Annotated in this window: 4 protein-coding genes; 1 reads left to right on the top strand and 3 read right to left on the bottom strand. The window is 39.2% G+C overall.

Features of this window, described 5'->3' with window-relative positions; translation table 11 throughout:
- From mutL to VIK44_RS06350, 3 genes are all read right to left on the bottom strand, one after another.
- On the bottom strand, positions 1 to 866 hold an 866-nt coding region (gene mutL / locus VIK44_RS06360; RefSeq protein ID WP_331553012.1), incomplete at its 3' end, for a DNA mismatch repair endonuclease MutL.
- Between the two features lie 172 nt (positions 867 to 1,038).
- Entirely contained in the window at positions 1,039 to 3,426 is a 2,388-nt protein-coding gene (gene lon / locus VIK44_RS06355) for an endopeptidase La (RefSeq protein WP_331553011.1), read from the bottom strand.
- A 37-nt stretch (positions 3,427 to 3,463) separates the two neighbouring features.
- Positions 3,464 to 3,883, bottom strand: a complete 420-nt coding sequence (locus VIK44_RS06350; protein ID WP_331553010.1) for a MarR family winged helix-turn-helix transcriptional regulator — start codon at positions 3,881 to 3,883, stop codon at positions 3,464 to 3,466.
- Between the two features lie 305 nt (positions 3,884 to 4,188).
- Here VIK44_RS06350 and VIK44_RS06345 point away from each other — a divergent pair.
- Positions 4,189 to 4,832: peptidylprolyl isomerase (locus VIK44_RS06345; protein WP_331553009.1), on the top strand; the 644-nt coding region annotated here is incomplete at its 3' end.

Raw genomic sequence — 4,832 nt, 5'->3', positions numbered from 1 at the left:
ATCCGTCCCGGAAGTTCCATAAACACAATGCCAAAAGGATGCTGATGCTTCATGGTATACCCTTCATAGGCACTGTCAAGGGCTTGCCCCAACCGACTGTTTTTTACATACCGCCCATTCATGAAAAATATCTGATCCTCTCGATGACTTCTCATAGTTGTTAAATCACCGATAAAACCCTTAAGTTTCATCGGGCTATTTTCAAAACGGATGGGAATGAGTTTTGAAGCGACTTCCTCCCCATACAGCGTACTGACCACATCCAAAATATTCCCGGAACCTGGCGTGCTTAAAACACTCCGGCCATTACTGTTTACCAGAAAGGCAACCTCCGGGTTAGATAATGCCAGCTTCTCCATGAGATCCCGAATAAGTCCTGCTTCTTTTTTATCCTTTTCTAAATGCTTTCTCCGGGCCGGGGTATTATAAAAAAGATCCCAAACTTTCATTTCTGTTCCCTGACTATAGGAACACACCCGCTGGTTTATCAGCGTACCACCTTCAAAGAGGGTAACACTGCCAACCTCTTCACTTTCGTTACAGGTGGTTACCTGAACCCGAGCCACCGCAGAAACACTGGACAACGCCTCTCCGCGAAAACCCAGGGACTCAATTGACTCTAAATCATCGATTGAAGTGAGCTTACTGGTGGCATGGCGTTTAAAAGCCAGAGGCACCTCATGATAGGCAATGCCACAGCCATTATCTCTAACGATCATCTGATTTTTCCCACCGGCTTCAATGTCAACGGTAATACGGGTTGCCCCGGCATCTATGGCATTTTCAACCAATTCCTTAATGACAGAAACCGGGCGGATAATCACCTCACCTGCTGCTATTTTATTAATGGTATCCATGTTCAACATTTTTATTTTCATAATGAATATTATAACACGTTGAATAAAAATTTCATTAAGAAAATTAATCAATCTTCTTGTGTGAATGGATTTTATTTTTTCACAAAGCAATTATTTTCGGAAATAAAAAACAGAGCCTGTCATAAGACAAACTCCTGTTTTTTATTGTATTTCTTTTTATTTAACTACTTTTTAAATTCAATTGAACCTTTGATCCACCACCAGGTTGGTTGAAAACAATCTTGGATTCAGGAAGCTCAACCCCCAGGGCTTCGCGCAAAACATCTTCAATGGTAGAAACATGTATAATGGTCAGTGCATTACGTACTTCTTCAGGAATATCCATTACATCTTTTTCATTTTCCTTTGGCAAGAGTATTTTTGTAATACCACTACGCTGAGCAGCAATTACTTTTTCTTTAATCCCACCAACTGGAAGCACTTGTCCGCTTAAGGTAATTTCACCTGTCATGGATAGTTTAGAATCAACCGCTTTTCCTAAAATAAGAGAAGCTAAAGCGGTTGTTAACGTAACACCGGCCGATGGACCATCCTTTGGTGTGGAACCTGAAGGCACATGAATGTGTGTATCATATTTGAAGAAATCAAAACCATTGGTGAGTTCTCCTAATCGTGATCGAATAAGACTCATGGCGATGGTCGCACTTTCCTTCATAACATCTCCCAGTTGCCCGGTAAGGGTAAGCTTTCCGCTTCCTGGCATTAAGCTTGCTTCGGTAAAGAGAATTTCTCCCCCAACAGCGGTCCATGCCATACCGGTTACCACGCCTGGTTTATTATTTTCTCCTGCTTTTTCATGTCGACGGGTTTTATTACCTAAAACATCCGCGATATTTTGTGTGGTTACAACAAAAGGTAACTCAACGGTTTTTGATACAATTTTTGCTGAGAGCACTCGCGCAATTTTAGCCAATTGTTGGGTTAATCCACGAACACCAGCTTCAGCCGTATAATTCTCTATAATCGCTTCAATGGCAGTATCTTCAATTTGAAGCATCTGATCTGTGAGGCCATGATCCTTTAAGACCTTTGGTAATAAGTGATCAATGGCAATGCGCTTCTTTTCGCCATTGGTATAACTGGAAAGCTGAATGATTTCTGCCCGATCAAGCAAAGGTGCCGGAATGGTGCTTAAATCATTGGCTGTGGCAATAAAGAAGACTTCCGATAAATCATAGGGCACTTCCAGATAATGATCGGTGAACGTGCAATTTTGTTCAGGGTCCAGTACTTCCAGTAATGCTGATCCGGGATCCCCGTTATAAGACATTCCCATTTTATCAATTTCATCCAGAATGAACACCGGATTTTTGGCATTAGCATTTCCGATTCCTTTAATGATTCGTCCTGCCATGGCTCCAAGATAGGTTTTTCGATGACCGCGAATTTCCGCTTCATCTCGAACACCACCTAAGCTTACTCGTACATATTTTCGGTTGAGAGCTTCGGCAATACTCTTACCAAGACTGGTTTTTCCGGTGCCCGGAGGTCCCACTAACAGAAGAATGGAGCCTTGTTTGTCTTCCTTGAGTTTCATAACCGCGAGATGTTCAATGATTCTTTTCTTAACATCATCAATACCAAAATGATGGGAATCCAAAACCTTGCGGGCATGATCAATATCAATTTCTTTGATTTCACTGACCCATGGGAGATCTAACATTTGATCAAGGTAATTCATAATCACATTGCTCTCGCCACTATTTGGTTGTGCGTTTTCCATTTTTCGAACTTCTTTAAGCGCTATTTTTTTAATGTCTGGGGGCATATCCGATTCCTGAACACGCTTACGGTAGTCCATTTCCTCTTCAAGATCGCCTTCCATTTCTCCAAGTTCTGCCTGAATGTTTTTCATCTGTTCTCGAAGCATGGACTCACGATAAGTTTTATCTTTTCTCTGAGAATATTTCTTGCTGATTTCAAGCTGTAAATGAACAGAATCTTTTTCGCGGATAATATAGTCAATAAAACTAAGGGTCCGTTCCTTTAAAGAGTCAATCTCTAATAACGCCTGTTTGGTTTTTAAAGGGAGACCCATCATCGGCACGGTATATCCCATAATTTCTTCCAGCGATAATAAACCATCAAGGATGCTGACAAAATATTCCGCACCTTTAAAGTTATGGCTTAACTCCTTCATTAGTCCCTTAACGTAAACAATCATTTCTTGTTCTTCATCTTGATTCACGTCCAAAATATCTTCCTGAACAGTGTAGGATGCAGTGATTTGTTTTTCCTCAAAGGTAAAATCCAAAACTTTTACTCGATTGATAGTGGTAATGTCGATAATATAACCGGTATCTGATTTTTGTATTTTATCAAACTTCATCAGAACGCCAATACGATAAAAAGAATCGGCTGTTAATTGTACAAGCCCCTTATAATCTTTGGTTGATAATCCAATGGCCAGGGTATTGTTTTCAACGATGAGCTCTTTAATATTTTTCCCAATTTCCTCGTTAACAAAAATCCGATTAGCAATTCCAGGATAAATCACGGTTTCCGTAATAGGGATCAGTGGTGCATTTTTAATTTCTAAATTATTCATTTTTTCTCCTTATCCTTTTGCTTTCAATTTTTTAATGCTAAAGGATTTTGTTTAGTAGTGTGATAAATTGACTCAGCTCATTATCTGTGAGACTATTTCTAATCCGGTCTATAAAACGTATCTGTGTTCTTTCCTGAGCTCTGGCAATTAATTTGCCTTTAGGTGTCAGATAAATATAATAGACCCGGCGATCCTCAGAGGAACGCTCTCGGTAAACACAGTCCATCGAAATAAACTTGCTGATCAATTCGGTAATCGTTGGCTTTGAATTACAGGTTTCCTGAGCCAGTTGGCTAAATGTCACCTTATCATTTTGATCGATAACTCTCAGGTAATAAACCTGTTTCAATGTCATATCCTGCGTCTGACATTCGCAATCCTCATTTTCAAGAAGATCTGCTTCAATCTGGAGCAACTTATGATAGGCCTTATATAACTCAATTTTTTTACATGCCATAACATCACCTAACCAAACTTTATTAGTTAGTTTTAACCTAACTACTTAAAATCATTATAGCCCTCTCCCTGGCGATTGTCAAGAGAAGGGCTATTGCCATAATATTTATTAAGAATCATTTAAACTGTTTTTAAACTTCAAATCAATCTAACTGGATTGGCTCCTTTGCTCCATTTAAACAATTAAGCCAATCCTTTTATTAACCATAAATTTCAAACCTTTATATTGTAAATATTGACAAAAATTGCCTCTCAGGCTATGATCTTTAGGAAAGAAAATTATTCGCAATGATAAAGGAGACTATTATGGAAAAAACCGCTTTGGCAACCGTTGAAGGTAAAATTATTTACACCTCGGATTTAGATGCCTTAATTAAACAATTACCCCAGGAACAGGCAAACCAGTTTTTAAGCCCTGAAGGACGTCATCAACTTTTAGAAGAACTCATCGCCCAGGAACTTTTTTATCTGGAAGGTAAAGAAGTAAAAGCCGATGAAACAGAAGAATTTAAAAAAATGATCCGGGAAGCAGAAGAAAAGCTCCTGAAAACTCATATGATCGCACAGTATATGATGGATATTACCGTTTCAGATGAAGAAGTTCAAAAGTTTTACAATGAAAATCCTGAACAATTCGTTGCGCCTGACAGTATTCGTGCAAGCCACATCCTCATACCTGCAGAGCAACAGGCCATTGATATTATTTCAGAAATTAAAGGCGGTAAATCCTTTGAAGATGCTGCGAAAGAATATTCCACTTGTCCTTCAAAAGATAATGGTGGAGATTTAAACTATTTCTCCAAAGGCCAGATGGTTCCTGAATTTGAAACAGCTGCCTTTGCTCTGGAAGTGGGCGAAATGACCGAGGTTCCGGTACAAACCCAGTTTGGTTTTCATGTGATAAAGCTCACTGATCGAAAAGAATCACAAAACGTTTCTTATGATTCAAT

The organism is Acetobacterium sp. (genome assembly GCF_036508315.1).
Classification (GTDB): domain Bacteria; phylum Bacillota; class Clostridia; order Eubacteriales; family Eubacteriaceae; genus Acetobacterium.
The sequence above is the reverse complement of the archived record's forward strand: the minus strand, read 5'-3'. Positions and strand labels throughout refer to the sequence as shown.

What these genes read in the sequence shown, in the direction of transcription:
- VIK44_RS06350 (WP_331553010.1), bottom strand. Translation starts at nt 3,883, where the DNA reads ATGGCATGTAAAAAAATTGAGTTATATAAGGCCTATCATAAGTTGCTC.
- lon (WP_331553011.1), bottom strand. Translation starts at nt 3,426, where the DNA reads ATGAATAATTTAGAAATTAAAAATGCACCACTGATCCCTATTACGGAA.